This is a genomic window from Pseudoalteromonas sp. Z9A6 (assembly GCF_011378805.1).
Classification (GTDB): Bacteria; Pseudomonadota; Gammaproteobacteria; order Enterobacterales; family Alteromonadaceae; genus Pseudoalteromonas; species Pseudoalteromonas distincta.
Window position 1 is genome coordinate 98,273 of the sequence record NZ_WTKZ01000010.1, and the last position, 6,268, is coordinate 104,540.

The following is a 6,268-nucleotide window of genomic DNA, read 5'->3' on the forward strand; positions in this document are numbered from 1 at the left end:
AGTTTTTGCGGTAAACTTCTCGTAAATTATAGGCATAAATTGTTAAAGGTTTAAATGAAGCGTTTTACTCCCCCCGAGCAGTGGCAAATCAGTAGTTTAGAAACAGGTGCATTTGCGCATTTACGTGAGCTATTTAAAGTTAACGAACTAACAGATTGGCCGGCGCCGCAGTGGTTTTCTCCATTTTTAACTGCTATTAATGAGAATAATATTCCTATTACTTTTGAAGATGATGCAAAGGTAGACTTTGGCGATCGGTATTACGAGCAAGTAATTTTTGAAACGGGTGTTGTACCTACACGCAGTGAAAATTGGCATGACTTATTTGGTGGGTTTATATGGTGTTTATTTCCTAAAACCAAAGCGTTAATAAACCATAGACATGTGCAAGATATAGCTGAGCATGGACTGCAACAGCGTACTAAGCAACGTAATGCACTAACGCTTTTTGATGAATGTGGCGTTGTATTAGCTATAAGTGAGAGTAAATGGCAGCAGTGGCTTTGCGATCACCAATGGAAAACTGCATTTGTTGAACACAAACATGAGTGGGGTAAAACAATAAAACCTTTTATGTTTGGTCATGCTAATTATGAAATGCTAACAAAGCCTTATATAGGTTTAACGGGTAAAGCGTTATTTGTTTGTGTACCTAATGAAATATTTTGTAAAGATTTAGTAACTCAATACCAGTACCTTGACCAAGCCCTTTATGAGATGATTAGTACAGATAACTGCTTAGCCGATAACAAAAAGCTTTCACCACTGCCTTTATTAGGTGTGCCAGGCTGGCATGACGAAAACAAAGACGACTCTTTTTACAACAATACAGATTATTTTAGAGCGAAACGAAGGATGCGAACATGATAGAAGTTGCTGGGCTTAAAAAGAAATTTAAGCTAACTAAAGATCACAAAAAAAATAAAATAGACGACATCGATCCTCGTGAAGATAAAGACTACTTTCACTCAGTACGAGACGTTAGTTTTAGTTGCGCTAAAGGTGAGGTACTTGGATTGCTCGGCCCAAATGGTGCGGGTAAAACGACGACACTGAGAATGATTTCAACCGCGTTAAAGCCCGATGAAGGCTCAATAACTATTGCTGGAAACGATATTGTAAAAAAACCGCTACTGGGCCGTAAGTCTATTGGATTTTTATCAGGCTCTACGGGTTTGTATGGCCGCTTAACTGTAAAAGAAAACATAGAGTATTTTGCAAAGCTTCATGGCATGAACAAAAGCGATATAGCAACGCGTTGTGATGAGCTATTTACATTGCTTGATATGCATAAGTTTGTAGATAAACGGGCAGAAAACCTATCAACAGGTATGAAGCAAAAAGCAAATATTGCGCGCGCAGTTGTTCATCGCCCAGCAGTTGTGGTACTTGATGAGCCAACAACGGGCCTTGATATAATGACAACACAAACCGTTATTAAATTTATCAAAGGTTTAAAGGCGCAAGGGACGCCTGTTATTTTCTCAACCCATCATTTAGATGAAGTAGCCCTTTTATGTGACCGTGTCGCTGTAATTAACGAAGGTATTAGCTGTTTTGACGGGACAGTAGAAGAGTTTAAACAAGCAGGTAATAGTGATGAGCTTAATCAAGCGTTTATGAATATATTAACGGAGAAGCATGATGTTTGAGGTATTTAAAAAGGAATTAAGAGAGTTATTACGCGATAAAAAAACGCTATTATTTGTAGTCGCGCTCCCTGTTGCTATATTTCCGTTATTGTTTGCCGTAATGGCATTTATAAGCTCGCAAGCTGCAATGGACGCTGAGCAAAAAGTAAATACATACGCTATTATTAACGGTGAATACGCACAAGAATTTACTGACAAAGTGTTTTATCACAAAAGTTTTGAGCTTTATAAAGGTACTAAAACCTTTAATAACATTGAAGAGCTTAAAGCAGGCGTTATAGCTGGCGATATTGATATGGGTATTTATTTACCAAGCCATGCTGAGCAAACTTTAGATAGCGGTGAACAAAGCCAGTGGCAGGTTGTGTTTAACGATTCAAAATCTATCAACTTTTTATTCGAACGAGTTAAAGAACTCGCAAAAGAATACAGTGACGTACTGCAAACTCAAAAACTAATCAGTTTTGGTATTGAAGAGTCTGTTCAAAAATCTATTCTTAATCCAATTGAAGTCATAAAAGTAGATACAGCCGATAAACGTGAAAACCTTGGCGAAAAAATTGGCGGGCTTTTACCTTACCTGCTTATTCCATTAGTATTGATGGGGGCAACTTATCCCGCTATTGATTTAGGCGCTGGCGAAAAAGAACGCGGCACGCTAGAAACACTCCTACTTACACCTATTACGCGTACAGAGTTGGTGCTTGGTAAATTTATAACCTTGTTAACTACATCAATTGCCTCCACAACCATAACCGTCTTAAGTATGGGGTGCTGGATAGCATTGGCGCTCGCGTTTGCCGATCTTGATTTTATTAAAGCCGCATTTAGTACATTAGCAGTTACCGATTTACTAATGATATTTGTACTATTATTACCGGTTGCAGCTATATTTTCGGCCTTAGCTCTGGCTATATCTATCTATGCTCGCACGTTTAAAGAAGCGCAGAATTATATGGCACCACTTAGTATGGGCGTATTTTTCCCGATTATTATTTCAATAATGCCAAATATGGAACTTACTGCTAAAACTGCATTCATTCCTGTTACAAACGTAGCATTAGCAATTAAAGAAATAGTAAAAGGGACTGTTGATTACACATTTGTAGGCTTAATATTTTTAGCCACTGCAATCATTGCTGCTGGACTATTGGCTTTTTGTGTTAAGTGGTTTAACAGAGAAGATGTATTATTTAGGTAATGTACATAAAGGGTTTTAAGAATATATAAAAGGTAGCAATTGCTACCTTTTATATTTTGAAGTGATTAATAGTTAAAATAGCCCATTTATTAATTTTGTAAGCCAATATTTTTTAACCCATTCATTTAAAATTCACATAAGGGTTGTGCTCTAAATAAAACTAATGATTTAGTCTTTTTATTATAAAAATTATAACGATAACTGATTAGTTAGAGGGTCCAATTCTCTCTTTAATACTCTATACTAATAACAATAAAAACTTATGGTGACGGTAAATGTTAAAAAAGAATATTTTTTTGAACGTGACAAAAAATAATAAATTAATGCTCGTTGCAACAATAATATTTGTTCTTATAGCTTTACCATCTCTGTATTTGTTCGATCAAAAAGTAAGAAGTGATGTTTATAATTCAGCTCAAATAGAATTAAAGCGTGAACTTGAAACAAAAAGCCTTTCATTAAAAAAACATCTTAAAGACAGTGTTACCGCCATTCGCTTTTTAGATGCTACACCACCAATACAAGGGATTACCCGCGCAAAAGAAAATAAACTAATTGATCCCGTTCTTGGTACGCCAATAGATGTTTGGCAAGAGCGCTTAGCAAGCATTTTTACTGGTTTTATGCAGACCGATGACAGTATTTTGCAAGCTCGCTATATTATGCTCGAAGATGGTGGGCAAGAAGTTGTCAGAGTTGACCGAAATCAACTTGGAGAAATTAATCGTCTGCAGGGTCAGCAATTACAAAAAAAAGGTCAACGCGATTACATAATCAAAGCAAGCATGCTTGATAAGAAAAGTGTTTATATTTCTCCAATTAACTACAACCGTGAAAATGGACAAATACAAGAACCTTATATAAGCACTTTTCGTGTTGCTAAGCCTGTTTTTGATGAAAATAATAAAATATTTGCAATATTAGTTACTAATTACTTTGCGGATAAATTACTTGAAGATTTGACAGTTGAATCTCCACAAGGGACGCAGATTTACCTTATGAATAATGAAGGTGAATTTTTATATCATCCAAACCCTCAACTTCGATTCAGTTTTGAATTTAATAAAACTAAAACATGGTCTGAAGAATTCTCTACTGCAACCACCATGACAGAGCAAGGCACTTTACCAATAAGTAATTATCCAGTGGCTTACACTTTAAAAAAACGAATTTCGTTTGAGGGTGATATAGCCATGCTCCCTTTAGAGCTTGGTGTAAGTGTTGATACAAAAACATTGTTTGCAAAGGTGAATGAGAGACGTCAAAACTTTATTGCAATGTTAGTAGTATTTTTTAGCGTATTTTTAGTTATTGCTTTTTTATACCAACGTTTTATAAACCGTAAGCTGTTAATTAATTCTCTAAAAGAGCAAAATAATAAAGTAATAGAAAATTCTCTAGATGCTATTTTTACAATTGAGCAAAACGGCGAAATTGTTCACTTTAATAATACCGCTAAAGAGGTTTTTGGTAGTTCAATTTCAGGCACTAATCCTGATTTTGTCTCGCTGTTTAATTTAAACAACGCAGACACTAATTGTATACAAGAGACTATTACAATCGGATCAAAAATGCCGTTTGAAGCTATCTACTCAGATGGTTATGGCAACAAACAATATTTTTCGATTACGCTTAGCAGTATTTTTGACGTATATAATAACCGTTATCAGGTAGCGGCTATTTTAAGAAATATTAGCTCATTAAAAAATACTCAATCAGAGCTTGAAGGCTTAAACAGTACTTTAGAGCTAAAGGTTTCACAAAGGACTGTTGAGCTAGAGCGAGCAATTGATCAAGCATTAGCAGCGAGCCAAGCAAAAAGTGACTTTGTAGCAAATATCTCTCACGAAATACGCACACCAATGAATGGCGTATTAGGGATGCTTGAAATGCTCAAAGAAGATGGCTTAACCGAACAACAATACCATTATTTAAAACTAGCAAATAGCAGTGCTAATTCATTGATGAATTTGATTAACGATATCCTTGATTTTTCTAAAATAGAAGCAGGTAAGCTTGATATTGATAATCATACATTTGATGTTGTTACAGTATGTAGCGATATGATTAGCTCTTTAGCGTTACAGGGTCAACGCAAAGGTCTTGAAGTATTTTTAGATACTAAAGATGTAGTAGACAGAATGGTTATTGGCGACAGCCATCGACTTAAACAAATTTTAATTAACTTAGTTAATAATGCGTTTAAATTTACTCATAGAGGTGAAGTAAGTTTAACTGTGGGCTCTAAGTACATTACTGACTCAAAGTTATTAATGAGCTTTACAATAAAAGATACCGGAATTGGTATAGCGCCTGAAAACATAGACAAATTATTTGAAGTATTTACGCAAGAAGACTCAAGCACGACCCGCCATTTTGGTGGTACAGGCTTAGGTTTATCTATATGTAAAAAGCTTGCTCAGTTAATGGGTGGTAATATTACGGTTATAAGTGAAAAGGGCGCGGGTAGTACCTTTACCGCAACGGTTGAGCTACACGTTGCACAAGAGAAAAAATTAAACACAGGTATAGAGCTTGCTACAAGTATTAGCGTAGCGGCATTAATAGCGCGCGATAACGTTTATAAAAACGTGTGCGACTTATTGTTATTAACCTGCAAAGTAAAAGCAGAAAACATTGTACGACTTGATTACTTTAGTGAGCACAAAGAGTTTGAAGCTGATTTATTATTAATTGATGATGAGCATCCTCAAATTGATGCGTTAATTGATTACTGTAAACAGTTTAATAAAAAGTATGTTTTAATTTTACGAGACATGGTGACAGATAAGCCAATCAAAACGGTATTACCTGAAGGCAGCCATATTTTAAATAAACCACTCACTCAAGATCAATTCAGTTATAAATTGGCCAGCTTATTTGGTGCTAGTAGTGACTGTATTATAGCGCCACCTAAAGGCTTGGAAGTGGAACAAGTAGAGCCTGACCTATCTGCTTATCATATATTATTAGTTGACGATAATATGATAAACATTGAAGTAGCTAAGGCGATATTAAAGCGTACTAAAGTAAAAATCACTTGTGCGTCAGACGGTATTGAAGCATTACAAGCATTGAGAGAAAACGAAGAGCAAGCTTTTGATGTTATATTAATGGATTGCCAAATGCCCAATTTAAATGGCTACGATACCACAAGTGAAATTAGAAATAGTAAGGCAGGGGTAGATTATACTTACATACCGATTATCGCTATGACAGCGAGTGCGATGGAAGGTGATAGAGAGCGATGTTTAGCTGCTGGAATGAACGACTACATTACAAAACCAATTAAACCACAAACTTTAAAAGACAAGCTAATTACTTGGTTAAGTTAATCGTTTTGAAAATCAGCTGCTAAGCAGCTGATTTTTTGGTAGTGTTTAGAAATCTGTGTCATTTCAGTATTATTAAGAAA

The 6,268-nt window shown here is 35.6% G+C and carries 4 protein-coding genes; all 4 read left to right on the forward strand.

Features of this window, described 5'->3' with window-relative positions:
- The first annotated feature begins 54 nt into the window (after window positions 1-54).
- The 4 genes from GQR53_RS06360 to GQR53_RS06375 all read left to right on the forward strand — a co-directional run bounded on the left by GQR53_RS06360 (window position 55) and on the right by GQR53_RS06375 (window position 6,188).
- Window positions 55-867, forward strand: coding sequence for a DUF3025 domain-containing protein (locus tag GQR53_RS06360; RefSeq protein ID WP_165743219.1), 813 nt, complete (start codon window positions 55-57; stop codon window positions 865-867).
- A complete protein-coding gene (locus GQR53_RS06365) occupies window positions 864-1,652 on the forward strand; it encodes an ATP-binding cassette domain-containing protein (protein WP_165743220.1) in 789 nt (262 codons plus the stop codon). The genes GQR53_RS06360 and GQR53_RS06365 overlap by 4 nt, the downstream gene beginning before the upstream one ends.
- Window positions 1,645-2,853, forward strand: coding sequence for an ABC transporter permease (locus GQR53_RS06370; protein ID WP_165743224.1), 1,209 nt, complete (start codon window positions 1,645-1,647; stop codon window positions 2,851-2,853). The genes GQR53_RS06365 and GQR53_RS06370 overlap by 8 nt, the downstream gene beginning before the upstream one ends.
- 275 nt (window positions 2,854-3,128) lie before the next feature.
- Window positions 3,129-6,188 (forward strand): ATP-binding protein, encoded by a 3,060-nt coding sequence (locus GQR53_RS06375; protein WP_165743221.1) that lies wholly within the window; start codon window positions 3,129-3,131, stop codon window positions 6,186-6,188.
- Window positions 6,189-6,268 lie beyond the last annotated feature (80 nt).